The organism is Sorangium sp. So ce834, assembly GCF_051521425.1.
GTDB lineage: Bacteria > Myxococcota_A > Polyangia > Polyangiales > Polyangiaceae > Sorangium > Sorangium cellulosum_D.
On record NZ_CP150351.1, the window covers coordinates 5,915,950 to 5,929,694 of the forward strand.

General features: G+C 74.7%; 10 protein-coding genes. 3 read left to right on the forward strand and 7 right to left on the reverse strand.

What is annotated here, in order from left to right; translation table 11 throughout:
• Positions 1–747 (forward strand): TrmH family RNA methyltransferase, encoded by a 747-nt coding sequence (locus WMF20_RS21315; protein WP_437616324.1) that lies wholly within the window; start codon positions 1–3, stop codon positions 745–747.
• Positions 748–1,293: 546 nt separating this feature from the next.
• Here WMF20_RS21315 and WMF20_RS21320 read toward each other — a convergent pair.
• Positions 1,294–2,553: a cysteine desulfurase family protein gene (locus WMF20_RS21320; protein WP_437616326.1), complete on the reverse strand. Its 1,260-nt coding sequence runs from the start codon at positions 2,551–2,553 to the stop codon at positions 1,294–1,296.
• A complete protein-coding gene (locus WMF20_RS21325; RefSeq protein ID WP_129576108.1) occupies positions 2,553–3,821 on the reverse strand; it encodes a hybrid sensor histidine kinase/response regulator in 1,269 nt (422 codons plus the stop codon). The genes WMF20_RS21320 and WMF20_RS21325 overlap by 1 nt, the downstream gene beginning before the upstream one ends.
• 389 nt (positions 3,822–4,210) lie before the next feature.
• On the opposite strand from WMF20_RS21325, the gene lnt reads away from it, so the two are divergent.
• Positions 4,211–5,911: an apolipoprotein N-acyltransferase gene (lnt, locus tag WMF20_RS21330; RefSeq protein ID WP_437616328.1), complete on the forward strand. Its 1,701-nt coding sequence runs from the start codon at positions 4,211–4,213 to the stop codon at positions 5,909–5,911.
• A 72-nt stretch (positions 5,912–5,983) separates the two neighbouring features.
• Here lnt and WMF20_RS21335 read toward each other — a convergent pair whose 3' ends face one another.
• From WMF20_RS21335 to coaE, 3 genes are all read right to left on the reverse strand, one after another.
• The gene (locus tag WMF20_RS21335; RefSeq protein WP_129576110.1) at positions 5,984–6,634 is read right to left on the reverse strand and encodes a DUF72 domain-containing protein; all 651 of its coding nucleotides are present in this window, start codon (positions 6,632–6,634) and stop codon (positions 5,984–5,986) included.
• A gap of 115 nt (positions 6,635–6,749) precedes the next feature.
• Complete coding sequence (locus WMF20_RS21340) at positions 6,750–8,354, reverse strand: ribonuclease H-like domain-containing protein (protein ID WP_437616330.1); 1,605 nt, start codon at positions 8,352–8,354, stop codon at positions 6,750–6,752.
• Positions 8,355–8,391: 37 nt separating this feature from the next.
• Positions 8,392–9,018: a dephospho-CoA kinase gene (coaE, locus tag WMF20_RS21345; RefSeq protein WP_437616332.1), complete on the reverse strand. Its 627-nt coding sequence runs from the start codon at positions 9,016–9,018 to the stop codon at positions 8,392–8,394.
• Between the two features lie 312 nt (positions 9,019–9,330).
• Here coaE and WMF20_RS21350 point away from each other — a divergent pair, with 312 nt between their 5' ends.
• Entirely contained in the window at positions 9,331–11,337 is a 2,007-nt protein-coding gene (locus WMF20_RS21350) for an EAL domain-containing protein (protein WP_437616334.1), read from the forward strand.
• A gap of 118 nt (positions 11,338–11,455) precedes the next feature.
• Here WMF20_RS21350 and WMF20_RS21355 read toward each other — a convergent pair whose 3' ends face one another.
• Positions 11,456–12,139: a cysteine hydrolase family protein gene (locus WMF20_RS21355; protein ID WP_129576114.1), complete on the reverse strand. Its 684-nt coding sequence runs from the start codon at positions 12,137–12,139 to the stop codon at positions 11,456–11,458.
• Positions 12,140–12,217: 78 nt separating this feature from the next.
• Complete coding sequence (locus WMF20_RS21360) at positions 12,218–13,594, reverse strand: nicotinate phosphoribosyltransferase (RefSeq protein WP_437616336.1); 1,377 nt, start codon at positions 13,592–13,594, stop codon at positions 12,218–12,220.
• Between the last annotated feature and the right edge of the window lie 151 nt (positions 13,595–13,745).

Sequence of the window (13,745 nt, forward strand, 5' to 3'; positions counted from 1 at the left end):
GTGAGCCGACTCGTCTACGGTCTCCAGCCGGTCCGCGAGGCGATCCGCGCGCACGGCGCCCGGGTCGGCTGGGTCCTCGTCCAGCGCGACGGCGGACCGAAGCTCGACGCGCTCGCGCGCCTCGCGGAGGGCCAGGGCATCCCGACCGAGCGCGCGCCCCGCGGCGAGCTCGATCGCCGCAGCGCCGGCGGCCGCCACCAGGGCGCCGTCGCGTCGGCGCCCGAGCTCCAGATCGTCGGGGTCGACGCGATCCCGGTCGTCGAGGAGGGCCAGCCCGGCGTCGGCACCATCACGGTGGCGCTCGACGGCGTGATGGACCCCCAGAATTTCGGCGCGGTGATCCGCAGCGCCGTCGCCCTCGGCGCGCGGGCGATCCTGTGGCCCGAGCACAGCTCGGCGCCGCTCACGCCGGCGACGTTCCGCGCGTCCGCAGGCGCGATCGAGCACGCGAGGCTCTGCCGTGTCCGCTCCTTGCCCGACGCGCTGGAGTCGCTCGCCGCCCGGGGTGTCGCCGCGATCGCGCTCGACGCCCAGGGCCCGGTCGAGCTCGGCGAGCTGCCCCTGACCGGCCCGGTCGCGATCGTCATCGGCGCCGAGGACAAGGGCACGCGCCGCTCGGTCCGCCGCGTCTGCCAGCACGTGGCCCGGCTCCCCATGACCGGCCCCATCGCCTCGCTGAACGCCTCGGTCGCCGGCGCGATCGCGCTCTACGAGGTCGTCCGGCAGCGCCGCGCGCCCCGCGCGTAGTCCGAGTCCGCGAGCGCTCGTCGCATCGCCCGCGCCGGCGCTCGTCGCATCGCCCGCGCCAGCGCTCGTCGCCTCGCCCGCGCGAGCGCTCGTCGCCTCGCCCGCGCGCCGCCTCGGCGGACGCGCGGCGCGCGCGCTGCGCGATCGCACAGCCGGCGCCGTAGGCCCATTCCCGAGGGCTCCCCGGGATCTCCAGCGATCGATCCCGCGCAATGGGACCGGGCTCGGCGCAACGCGCGCTCCGAGGTCGTCCGGAAGCGCCGTAAGACCATTCCTGATTTCGGACAAATTCTCAACAAATTTGCATAGATACGCGCAGCATCTGAAGTAGGTTCGAGCACAGGGGCCATCGCTGAACAGGTTCGCAGCAGGACGGCCGATTGAATCCATTCAATGGATCGACAAAAAGAATCCACACCCCCCTCGAAAAGTTGAGTCGTTGCGAGGGGTTACCCCTGTGGACTCACCCTTTTCTGCGCGGTAATCCGGAATGGCTCGAGGGATGGTTCAAGAATCGACGGCCTCTCGGCAAGCGGCTGGATCGGCTCAGCTTCCGGCTGGAAGCGACCGGAGGCGGGCGAGCACGCGGGCCACGCGGCGCGCGGCCTCGACCAGGTCGGCTTCGGTCGTGTCCTCGCCGATCGAGAAGCGCACGGCGGAGGCCGCGCGCTCGGGTCCGAGCATCGCGGTGAGGACCGGGGACGGCTCGGCGGTCCCGGCGCTGCAGGCCGCGCCGCTGGACACGGCGACGCCCTCCAGGTCGAGCGCGGCGCAGAGCTCGTCGCCGCGCCAGCCGGGCCAGGAGAGGTTCGCGACGTGGGGGGCGCGCGCGCCCTCCCCGTTGCGGACCGGCGGAGCGCCGGCGGCGCGCCCAACCTGGGTGAGCTCGGCCTCGAGGCGATCGCGGAGCGGGGCGAGCGCCGCGTACCGGGCGGGGGCGCCGAGCGCTCGACGGGCGGCGACGGCGAAGCCGGCCGCGGCCACCGGGTCCTGCGTGCCGGGCCGCAGCCCGCGCTCCTGGGCGCCGCCGAGCAGGACGGGCCGGAGCCGGATGCCGGGCCGCGCCGCGAGGGCGCCGATCCCCTTCGGGCCGCGGATCTTGTGGGCCGCGACCGACACGAGATCCGCCCCGGCCCACGCCTCGGGCGGCAGGCGCCCCACCGCCTGGACGGCGTCCACGTGGAGCCGCGCCCCGCGGGCGTGGACGATCGCCGCCGCCTCGGCGACCGGCTGGACGACGCCCGTCTCATGGTTGACCGCCTGGAGGCTGACGAGCCGCACCGGCGCGACCGCCGCCGCCCGGTCGATGGCGGCGGCGATCGCCTCCGGCGCGACCCGGCCGGACGGCTCGGGATCGACCCAGGCGACGTGCACACCGCGGCCGGCGAGCCCCTCCGCGGCGCGGGTCACCGACGGGTGCTCGATCCGCGAGACCACGAGCGCGCCGTGGAGCCGCCCGGCGGCCGCCCCCCCGGACGCACCCGCTCCCGCGGCCGGCTCCCCGGCCGCGCCCGCACCGGCCGCGCCTGCCGCAGCCTCGTCGCCGAAGGCGTGCAGCAGCGCCAGGTTGTTGGCCTCGGTCCCGCCCGAGGTGAGGGTCACGTCGCGCGCGTCGAAGCCGGTGAGCCGGGCGACCGCCTCCCGCGCCTGCTCGATGAACGCGCGCGCCCGCCGCCCCGGTCCGTGCACGCTCGCCGGGTTGGCCCAGGCCACCTCGGCGGCGGCCTGCATCGCCGCGAGGACCTCGGGGTGCGGCGGCGTCGTGGCGTTCCAGTCGAGGTAGATGACGCTGGAGGCAGGGCGCATCAGGCCGACGAATCGATGGGCGGCGACGAGGGCGGGCCGAGCCGGCCCGGCGAGCTGCCGTCGTCCTGGAAGGGCGCCCGCCGAGCGACGGTCAGGTAGAACGCGGAGCCGGTGAGCGCCTCGCCCTCGATGACCTCGTTGCTGGGCGAGACGACGCGCACGTCGCCGCCGAGCCCGCGGGCGGTGCGCCGCGCGATCGCGAGCCCGACGCCGACGCCGCCGTAGGCGCGCGTGGCCGAGCCGTCGACCTGGTAGAACGGCTCGAAGATGCGCGGCTGGCGGTCGGGCTTGACCCCGGGCCCGGTGTCCGCGACGCAGAGCTCGTAGTGCCCCGACTGGAGCACGCTGACCCGCACGCCCGCGGTGCCGCCGGCCGGCGTGAACTTCGCGGCGTTCTCGAACAGCTGGATCATCGCCCGCTGCAGCCGGCCCGCGTCGCCCCAGGCGGGCAGCGGGCCGCGCGGGAGATCCTCGACGAGCTGGACCTTCCCCTCGGCGAAGCGGTCGGCCACCTGCGCGAGGGCGCGCCGCGTGGTGTCGAGGAAGTCGTACTCCGAGTGCATGAAGCGCATCCGGCCCGTCTCGATGCCGGTCACGTCGAGCAGGTTGTCGATGAGCGACCGGAGCCTGCGCACGCAGTCCTCCATCGCGAGCAGCGCCTTCTTCTGCGCCTTGTTGAGCGGGCCGAGCTCCTCGTCGGCGAGCAGCTTCACGTACCCGACGATCGGGGTCATCGGGGTCGCGAGCTCGTGCGAGATGTTGCGGTAGAACTCGGTGCGCGCGGCGTCGAGCTCGCGCAGCCGGGCGTTGGCGCGCGAGAGCTCGGCCACCTTCTGCTCGAGGTGGGCGACGATGCGCTGGCTCTGCTCGCGCAGCCGGAGCGGCCCCTGCGACGCGGGGAGCTCCTCGCGCGCGCCGCTGAGGTAGCGGGCGATGACGGCCGAGAAGGAGCGCGCGTCGATCGGCTTCTGGAGGAAGCCGTCGCAGCCGACGGCGAGGCTCGTGTCGCGGTCGCCCTCGGCGGTGATCGCCACGATCGGGACGCCGGCGAGCGACGCCTCACCGCGCAGGCGCAGGGTGACCTCGAACCCGTCGAGGCCGGGGATGTTCAGATCGACGAGGACGAGATCCGGGCGGTGCGCGCAGGCGAGGCGCACCCCTTCGAGCCCGTCGGCGGCCTCGAGGACCTCGTAGCCGGCGCTCTGGAGCAGCTTGCGGACGAGCAGGCGGTTCGCGGGATCGTCCTCGATGTGAAGTATCTTCGACATGGGCTCTGCGTGCGGATAGTAGTCACGAACGGCGGGGTTCAGGCACGTTCTGCGCTACTTTCCACCGCCTGACCAGGCGCGCCGGCGCGATCCGGGCCCCGGTTCGTCCGCTTGGGGCGCTCGCTTGCAACGAGCTTGTTCCTCCGCGCTCGCTGAGCCCGTCGGCGGCCCTCGCGGAGCTCGTGCCCGGCGCGCGCCGAGCGGGTTGCCACGCGCGCCGAGCGGGTTGCCACGCGCGCCGAGCGGGTTGCCACGCTCGCGCCGAGCGGGTTGACGAGCGGCGGCGCCCATCCAATACGGGGGGCCGCCATGCTCGGCTCCTTCAAGTTCGACCGCGCCGTCACGGCGGCGCGCTGCTTCTCGTCCCCCCGGCTCCTCCGGCGCTCCCGATGACGACAACGCACCAGCAAGAGAGCGAGGCCGCCGGCGCAAGCGTCGGCGGCGGAGAGGCCGAACACCTCCCTCGGCCGGAAGCGCCGCCCGGCGCGGGCGCGCCGCGCGAGGGCGCCGGCGCCGCGGCGCGGCCGCTGCCCGCGCGCCTCTCCTACGGGCTCGCGGCGCTCTCCGGCCTGTTCTACTTCCTCGGGTTTCCGGGGATGGACCTCTGGCCGATCTCGTTCTTCGGCCTCGTCCCGCTGATCGTGGCGCTGCGCGGGCAGACGCCGGGGCGCGCGGCGCTGCTCGGCTGGATCGCCGGCTTCGTCATGACGATGACCGGCTTCTACTGGCTGCTCGAGATGCTGCGGGTGTTCAGCGGATTCCCCACGATCCTCTGCGCGCTCTTCATGGCCATCCTCTGCGCCTACCAGGCCGGACGGATCGCCCTCTGCGGCTGGCTCTACGGGCGGGCCGAGGCGCGCGGGTGGCCGGGCGCCGTGGCGTTCGCGCTCGCGTTCGTGACCAGCGAGCTCGTCTATCCGCTGCTCTTCCCCTGGTACTACGGCGCCTCGGTCCACAACGCGCCGGTCATGGGCCAGGTCGCGGATCTCGGCGGCCCCTACCTCGTCGGGCTGGTGCTTGTCGCCGCCAACCTCGCCATCGCCGAGCTGGTGAGCTTCCGGCTCGATCGCGCGCCGCGCGCGGGCGGCGGCGCCGGCCCGCAACCCGGCCGCCCGCTCCGCCGCGCGGTCGTCGCGGTGGGCGTCGCGGCCCCCGCCCTCGCGGCCGTGTACGGCGTGATCCGGATTCGCGCCGTGGACGCGGCCGCCGCCGCGGCCGAGCCGATCAAGATCGGGATCGTCCAGCCGAACCTCGCGCTCTTCGACCGGCGGAACGCGCTCAAGATCCACGTGGACCGCACCCGGGCGCTCGCGAAGCAGGGCGCGGGGCTCGTCGTGTGGAGCGAGGCCGGCGTGCCGCAGGCCTTCCGCGAGTCGTCGTACAAGAACGACGTCCAGCGGTCGCTCACGAGCCGCCTCGGCGTCCCCACCGTGGTCGGCACGGTCATCCACCGGCTCCCGGCCGATCGGAACGAGCGCGGCGTGAGCTTCAACACGGCGCTGATGGCCGGCGACGAGGGCGAGATCCTCGGGCGCTACGACAAGCAGTACCTGCTCGCGTTCGGGGAGTACCTCCCGCTCGGCGAGGCGGTCCCGTACCTCTACACGCTGTCGCCGAACTCGGGCCGCTTCAGCCCCGGCACGTCGCTCGCCCCGCTCGAGTGGGACGGGCACCGGCTCGCGGCGATGATCTGCTACGAGGACATCCTGCCGCACTTCGTGAACAAGCTCGTCGCCGCGGGCGACCCCGACCTGCTCGTCAACCTCACGAACGACGCCTGGTTCGGCAACACGACGGAGCCGTGGATCCACCTCGCGCTCGCGAAGATGCGCTCCATCGAGCACCGCCGCTACCTCGTGCGCGCCACGAACAGCGGCGTCTCCGCGATCGTCGACCCGGTCGGCCGGGTCGTCGCGCACAGCGACACCTTCAAGGAGCAGTCGCTGCTCGGCGAGGCGCGGTTCATGCGCGCGCAGACCGTCTACGGGACCGTGCAGGACATCCCGTGGTACGTCGCCGCGGCCGTGAGCGCCGCGATGGCGCTGTTCACGCGGCCGGAGCGCTGGCGCCTCCGCAGCGCCGCGCGCTGAGCCTCACCTCCGCGGCGCGCTGGGCCGCGCCGCGCCGCGCTGAGCCTCACCTCCGCGGGCGGCGCGCCCGCGTCAGATCTTCATCGCCTTCTTGAAGCGCTTCGCGTCGGCGAACATGTCGACGTTCGTGAACACGTACGTCGCGTCGTCGTGCTTCGCGCCGCGCGCGATCTCCGCGAGCCGCTCGATCGCCGGATCCTCGTAGCGCGACTTGTGACCCGCCGGGCCGTGCAGGCGGTAGTAGGCCACCTTCAGCCGCGAGAGCCCCGCGGTCAGCGGATCGCGCGCGGCCAGGGCGCCGACCTCCTGGGTGAGCTCGTCGCTCTCGTCCGGATCCCACCCCGGGGGCGGCTCGAAGACGACGCGCTCGAAGCGCTTCTTCACGTTGACCAGGAACTCGCGCAGGATCGCCTTGTTCGCGCGCGTCGGCGCGAACTCCGGGGGACCGACGAAGACGGCGCTCTTCGCCTCGAGCTCGTCCGCCACGGCCTCGATGCTCTTCAGCGCCGTCTCGATCACCTTGCCGTCCCTGAAGCCCTCCTGCCCGATCTCGCGCGGACCGAGCAGGGCGAAGCGAAAGCCGACCGGAGCTTCGCGCCGCCAGCGCCGGATCGTTCCAGGTCCCGGGAGGGACACATGGGTCTCCTGCACCTCCACGAACATGAACTCGCGGAAATAGCGCGTCGCTGGGACGGGGAAACCGGCGCAGCCGACGGTAATCATCGCCCCCACCCTAGCCCACGCGCGCGCCGGCGAGAAGCCGGACCGATGGATTTCTCGATCGGCCCCGCCTGGCCCCCGCCGGCGAGCCCGAGCCGCGGGGCCGCGGGGGGCCCGCTCACTCTTTCCCCTCGCGCTCGGGCGCGGCGGCGGGCTGGGCGCCCGGCCGCGCTCCGCCCGCTCCACCGGCCTCGGCGCGCTCGAACGGCAGCGCCAGCGCGGCGGCGCCGCCGGTCGCGCGATCGAGCTTCCGCCGCAGCCGGGCTCGGCGGCGCGCCTGCGCGGGCTCGGGCTCGGCGGTGCCCTGGTCGGCCAGGTCGAGGGCGCGGGCGAAGGCGCGCACGTGGTGCTCGTAGAGCTTCGCCAGCTCGAGGCGCACCGCGGGGTCGTCGATCTCGGCGGCGAGCGCCTCGTAGTCCGAGAGCGCCCGCGCCTTGTCCCCGCGCGCCTTCGCGATGTCGCCGCGCGCGCGGCGCGCCGCCGCGCCGCCGCCGCGCTCGACGGCCGCGTCCGCGAGCTCGGCCGCGCGCTCGAGCGCGCCCGCCCTCCGCAGCGTGGCCGCCACGCCGGCGAGATCGCCGGCGGCGAGGCTGCCGAGGGGCTCGCCGTAGAGGCCGACCAGCGCGACCATCGCGAGCACGTCGGCCGCGTTGTGCTCGACGACGCCGAGCAGCGCCTCCTCGTCGCCCGTGCGCAGGAAGTGGGCGTAGCACGCGACGATCTCGCCGCCGGGCACGTCCCCGACGCGCACCCGGCCGAGCACGTCGTGCTCCAGGGCGATCAGCGTGCGCGTCTTCAGCCGGGCCTTGTGGATGCGGCGGGCGACGTGGACGAGGTCGAGGTGCGGCAGCTCCGGCGGCGGCGGCAGGCGGTTCATCACGTAGCGCGTGCGCAGGAGCGGCAGGTCGAACGCCTTGCCGTTGTACGTGATGATCATCGAGGCTCCGGCGAGGCGCTCGGCGAGGCGGCGCAGGATCGGCTCCTCCTCGCCGAGGCGGCGCAGGAGGAGCTGCTCCATGACGAAGCCGTCGGACGAGGGCTCGCCGAGCGGCCCCGCGCTCGCCGCCCCGGGGTCGAACCAGGCGAGGCCGATCAGGAACGGCACGGTGCCCGTGCCGCCGGCGAGGCCCGTGGTCTCGGTGTCGAGGAACAGCGCCTTCCGCACGTCGCAGCCGGCGAGCGCGGGATCGAGCGCGAGCAGCGCGAGCATCGCCGGATCGGCGTCGCGCGCGGCGACGAGCGGGGCGCGGCCGACGCGGGCCGCCGCGAGCGAGCGGGTGCGGCTCACGTAGAGCGGCCCGCCGGGCGTCTGCTCGACGTGGAACGGGAGCTCGCCGCGCGCCGGATCGGCCCGCGGCGCCGGCGGCGCGCCCCGGGCGACGATGCGGGAGATGCGGTCGCGCAGCTCGTCGAGCGACGGCCGAGCGCCGCCCCCCGCGGGCGCGCCCGGCGCCGCCGCCCGCGGCCGCGCCGCCTCGGCCGGCGCGGCCGCGGCCGGGACCTCGCCGGCGGCGGCCGAGACCGCGCCGGCGGCGGCCGGGACCGCCGCTGCGGCGGCCGCCTCGCAGGGCGCCGGCGGCGCGGGCGGAGGGGCGGATGCCCGGTCGTCCTCCGCGGCGGGATCGCGGGCGAGGGGCGCCGGCGCGGGGGCGAGCGGCGCGCTGCCCCGCCGCTCCGCCGGGAGCGGCCCGAGCCGCGCGAGCTTCGACTTGAACGACGTCATCGGCCGGCCGCGAGACTTCCACGCCGGGCACTGCGCATCAAGTCAGTGGTCCGGCGCGGCCGAGCTTCGCCCGGATCGCGGCGAGCACCTCGTCGGCCTGGCGCTCGGTCGCGGCGCGATCGCCGGCGTTGTCGATGACGTGGTCGGCGACCGCGACCTTGCTGGCGAGCGGCAGCTGCGCGGCGAGCCGGGCGCGCACCTGCTCCTCGGTCGCGCCGTCCCGCGCCATCGCGCGCGCGATCTGGACGGCCTCGGGCACCGCGACGACAACGAGCGGGCGGAACGCGTCGGCGACCCCGTTCTCGACGAGGAGCGCCGCCTCGTAGCACGCGAGCGGCTCGCCCCGCGCCTCGATCGCGGCGGCGCGCTCCAGGAGGAGCGCCCCGATGCGCGGGTGCACGATCGCGTTCAGCCGCCGGCGCTTGTCCGGATCGTCGAAGACGATCGCGGCGACGCGCGCGCGATCGAGCGAGCCGTCCGGCGAGAGCACCTCCGGACCGAAGGCGCGGACCACCTCGGCGAGCCCCTCGGTCCCCTTCGCGACCACGTCGCGGGCGAGCGCGTCGGCGTCGATCACCGGGAGCCCCTGCGCGCGAAACCGCGCCGCCACCGTGCTCTTGCCGGAGCCGAGGCCGCCGGTGAGCCCGAACAGGACGAGCCCCATCGACGCCTCACCCCCCGCCGGGAGCGAACCGCGCTCCCACACCGCCACCCCACCCCGACATACCGCCACAACGCGTCGCGTCAGCACCGGCTTTCGCCGGCCGGTGGCCGGAATTTTTCCGCTGGAGATCGACGGATCGCCGCAACGCCGGGGAAACGATGGCGGCGCCGAGCCCCGGCCGGGAGCGCCTGCTCTCCTCGTGACCACCCATGACCCGAGCCTACCCCAGCGGGGGGCGTGGCCGTCGAGTTTCCGCGCCGTCGGCGCTTAAGAAGTCCGCTTCTCCGGGAATGCAACTACCATAACGGGGTGGTGGCAAAGATCGATGACCGGCCGGAGTCGAGCCTGCACGCCGCGTTCGATCGCTCGGACGCGCACCGCGGCTCGCCGGACAAACAGCTTGCTGCGTGGCTGTCCGAGGTCGACGTCGGCCTGATCGAGGTCGACGCCGAGCAGCGCATCGTGCGCTGCAACGGCGCGGCGGAGCGGTTGACCGGCTGGTCGATCGTGGAAGCGCGCGGCGCGCTGCTCGATCGCGTGCTCCGCCTGATCCCGGCGGCGGGCACGACGAGCGGAGATCCGGACATCGACGTCGGAGAGATGAACGAGCTGTTCGACGAGGGCGCGCCCGCGAAGCCCGCGCCGCCGCCGCCCGGGCTCACGCCGCGGCGCGAGCCCGTGGCGCCGCTCTCGCCGGTGATCATCGACGAGGGCGCGCTGCGCACGCCGGGCGCGCCGCTCGCCGCGCCCGAGGCGGCCGCGGCGAGCCGGCCGCCGGCGCGGTACACCGCGCTGCTCGAGCGCCGCGACGGCTCCGTGATCCCGATCCTCCACACGATCGGCGCCGTCGCCGCGCGGCCCGCGCGCGAGGGCCACCGCGACTCGAAGCCGCCGCCGCCGCCCGGGCAGATCATCCTGTTCCGCGAGCTCGGCGCGCCGGGGCCCCTGCCGATCCACCCGGCCAAGCCCCGCTACGACGCGCTCACGCGCCTCCTCGATCGGTACGCGATCATCGATCGCATCGAGGAGGCGCTGAACGACTGCCGGAAGACCGGGACGCCGTACGCGCTCTGCTACATCGACCTGGATCGCTTCCGGCTCGTCAACGCAACGTGCGGCCACGAGGCGGGCGACGATCTGCTCCAGTGGGTCGCGACGCGCGTGCACGAGATCGTCGGACCGAAGGACGCGGCCGGGCGGATCGGCGGCGACGAGTTCGTCCTCTTGCTCGCGGACAAGAGCGAGCGCGAGGCGGAGCGCATCGCGCGCGATCTGCAGATCTGCTTGCTCGAGTTCCGGTTCGGGTGGGCGGAGAAGACGTTCTCGATCGGCGCGAGCATCGGGCTCGTGGTGCTGACGCCGCACTTCGAGCGGGCGGTCGACGTGCTCGGCGCCGCCGATCACGCGTGCCGGATCGCGAAGGAGAACGGGCGCGGGCGGCTGCAGGTCTACCTCGACGACCAGCAGATGACGACGAGCCGGCGCTCGATGCAGTGGGTCGCGAGCCTGCAGCGCCACCTGGCCGAGGGGCGGCTCCGGCTCTACTCGCAGGGCATCCACCCGCTCGTGAAGCCGGGCGCGCCCCACACCCCGCGCGGCGCGCACTTCGAGGTGCTCGTGCGGCAGCTCGGCGAGGACGGCCGGTTCTACTCGCCGGTCGGCATCATCCAGGCGGCGGAGCAGAGCGGCCTCATCCACGTCATCGACCGCTACGTCGCGCGGCAGGCGTTCCGGCTGATCGGCGCGCTGCCGCAGCACGCGCTGCGGCGCCTCGACACGTGCTCGATCAACCTGTCGGGCGTGTCGCTCCTGCGCGAGGGCCTGCTCGACTTCCTGGTCGAGCAGCTGCACCGGGCGCAGGTGCCGCCGAGCAAGATCTGCTTCGAGATCACCGAGACCGCGGCGCTCGCCAACCTCGGCGAGGTGCTGTGGTTCATGCAGGAGCTCGGCGCCATGGGGTGCCGGTTCGCGATCGACGACTTCGGCAGCGGGCACGCGTCGTACGGCTACCTGGAGAGCCTGCCGGTCGACTACGTGAAGATCGACGGCATGTTCGTGCGCGACCTGCAGGACAACACGCTCCACCGCGCGATCGTGGAGTCGGTGCACCGCATCGGCGACACGCTCGGCATCAAGACCGTCGCCGAGCAGGTCGAGAACCAGGAGATCGCCGATCTGCTCACGTCGATGGGCATCCACTACGCGCAGGGGTGGCACTTCGACAAGCCGCAGCCGCTCGTCGACCTCTGCGCGTCGCTGCGGGCCCAGGGCGACCCGAGCGATCCCGACCCGACCGGCGGCGCGCCAGAGGGCCGCTGACGGCGCGAGCGCGTCGAGGATCGCTGACGGCGCGAGCGCGTCGAGGGTCGCTGACGGCGCGGGCGCGTCGAGGGCCGCCGCGGGCGCCCCGGCGGGCCGCGCCGGCCGCGCGACGTCGTCAGCCGAGCACGGCCGACGAGGTCGCGAGGGTGACGCCGGCGGCCCGCATCTCGGCGAGCGCGGCGGCGACGCCGGCCTCGGTGATGCCGGCGACGGCGTCGGTCAGGACCGTCGCGCGGTAGCCGCGCTGCGCGAGGCCGAGGGCGGCGGCGCGGACGCAGTAGTCGGTCGCGACGCCGTAGACGACGAGCTCCGGCGCGCCGCCGAGCGCCGCGGCGAGATCGCGCAGGAAGCCCTCGGCGAGGGGGTTCGCGAACAGGCTGTAGACCTCCTTCTCGAAGTAGACCGCGTGGGTCTTGCCCGTCGCGAGCTCGCGCACCGCGGCGTCGATCGGCGCCCCTGCGACGTTCGGCAGGAAGCGGAAGCGCGGCGGCAGCGTCCCCTCGACCTTGAGCCAGCCCGGCGTCCCCTTCACGCAGTGGTCGGGGAAGCCCGGCTTTTCGCCCTCGGGCGCCGGGGTGTCGTTCGACCCGAACTCCCACGCGTCCCACGCGTGCGAGTCGACCGAGCCGACGATCGGGATCCCGTGCGCGACGGCGTGCTCGGTGAGCCGCCGGAACAGCGCGTTCGGCGAGCCCTTCACGTAGAGCGCGCCGGTCTCGTCGCAGAAGTCGCGCTGCACGTCGACGTCGACGAACACCCTCGGGTGCGGAGCTTGCCGGGTCGGATCGCCACTCGCCATGTCCTCTCTCCTCTCGCGTTCCCTCGAAGGGCGCCCGCCGCCCCGCGGCCTCGCCGCGCGGCGCCCCGCTCGCCCTCGCTATCCTGCGCCGGCGACGACGCGGGCGCGCACCGCCTCGACGAGCGCGCCGAGCCGCGGCGACACCTCGGCCGCGAAGGGCGCGCCCGGCACGGGGTCGTCGTCGATGCGCCGCAGCGCGTCCGGCAGCCCGGCGATCTCGGCGCGCACCCGCGCCCGGACGGCGTCGAGCCCCTCGGGCGGCGCGACGCGGGCGCCGCGCCTCATCACGGGCGCGAGCAGCGGCTCGGCCCCGGGGCCCGCGGGCTCGCCGTCGAGCGCGATGACGTCGCGGGCGAGCTTGCCGGCCGGGTCGCGGAAGCGGTGCACCTGGTGCGCGCCGGGCAGCGTCGCCTTCCCTTCCGAGAACTTCGCGATGGGCGTGCGCTCGCCGCCGGCGCCCGGCTCGGCGCCGCCGATCTCCACGAGCTTGTAGACGCCGCCCAGCGAGGGCGCGTCGATCGACGTCACGAGGTCCGTCCCGACGCCGTAGAGGTCGATGGGCGCCCCGGCGCGCCGGAGCTCGGCGATGCGGTGCTCGTTGAGATCGCCCGAGGCCACGATCTTCGCCGACGCGCACCCGGCGTCGTCGAGGATCTTGCGCACGGCCACGCTGAGCGCGCCGAGGTCGCCGGAGTCGATGCGCACCCCCTTCAGCTTGTCGCGCGCGACCGCGGCGGCGCGCGCGGCGCCGACGAGCGTGTCGTACGTGTCGATGAGCAGGATCGCCGCGCTCGGGAAGACGGCGACGTAGCCCTCGAACGCGGCCTCCTCGGTCGGGTGGGCCATGGTCCACATGTGCGCGGCCGTCCCGAGCACCGGGATGCCGAAGCGCATGCCGGCCTCGACGTTCGAGGTGCCGACGCAACCGACCGCGTACGCGGCCCGCGCCGCGTCGACCGCGGCCTCCGGGTGGGCCCTCCGGGTGCCGAACTCCATGACCCCCGCGTCGCCGGCGGCCAGGACGATGCGCGCGGCCTTCGACGCGATCGCGGTGGCGTAGTTGACGGCGGACAGGGCGAACGTCTCGATGAGCTGCGCCTCGATGATCGGCGCGGTGACGCGCAGGAGCGGCTCGTTCGGGAAGAACACGGTCCCCTCGGGGACGGCCCAGACGTCGCCGTGGAAGCGGAAGTCGCGCAGGTAGCTGCAGAACGCCGGCGTCATCGCGTCCGCGAGGGCGGGGAGCGCGCTCAGGTAGGCGATCTGCTCGTCGGTGAAGCGGAGCCCTTCGAGGTAGCGCACGACGCGCTCCAGGCCCATCGCCACGAGGAAGCGCCGGTGCCTGGGCAGCCGCCGCACGAAGAGCTCGCACGTCGCGACGCGCGAGGCCATGCCGCGGTGGAAGTACCCCGCCGCCATCGTCAGCTGGTAGAGGTCGGTGTGCAGCGCGTCCACCGCTCATGGCTAAAGACGCTGGACGGAAGGGTCAACCTGAAGATCGCGCCGCGGACGTATCGGTCCCTTCGCGCCGCGCGCGTTCGTTCGTCGGGGCCGGCGTGGCCGTTCGCGGGCGGCCGCGCCAGGCAGGCCGGCGCGCGGGCCGCGC